This window comes from Leifsonia sp. HAY1-4F (assembly GCF_056755275.1).
The window spans coordinates 1-271 of the sequence record NZ_JBNDHX010000292.1; the positions used below are offsets into that span (position 1 = coordinate 1).

Consider the following 271-nt stretch of genomic DNA (forward strand, 5'->3'; position numbering starts at 1 on the left):
GCGCTGACTCAAGTCCTCACGTTGCTGGCAGGGTAACTCCGCGACGGCTGAGTTCTTCCCGCACTCGAACGAACGCGAACTGGGGCTTTGCGGTAAGCAGTGGCACCAGGTCGACCAAAGACGGTGTGCGGTCCATAAAGTCCGCGACCGGGACGACGACGACTTCAGTGAGCTGTTGCAGGAAGGAATCTTCAGGTATTCGATCTCTCATTTCGGCGTGTAACAGGATGGTTCCAGGAAGATCCCGAGCCGCCAAACCATCGGGTCTAAC

Annotated in this window: 1 protein-coding gene; it reads right to left on the reverse strand. The window is 57.6% G+C overall.

Going from position 1 to position 271, the window contains the following annotated elements; translation table 11 throughout:
* Positions 1-16: 16 nt before the first annotated feature.
* On the reverse strand, positions 17-271 hold a 255-nt coding region (locus tag ACPYOG_RS19565), incomplete at its 5' end, for a hypothetical protein (protein WP_481295788.1).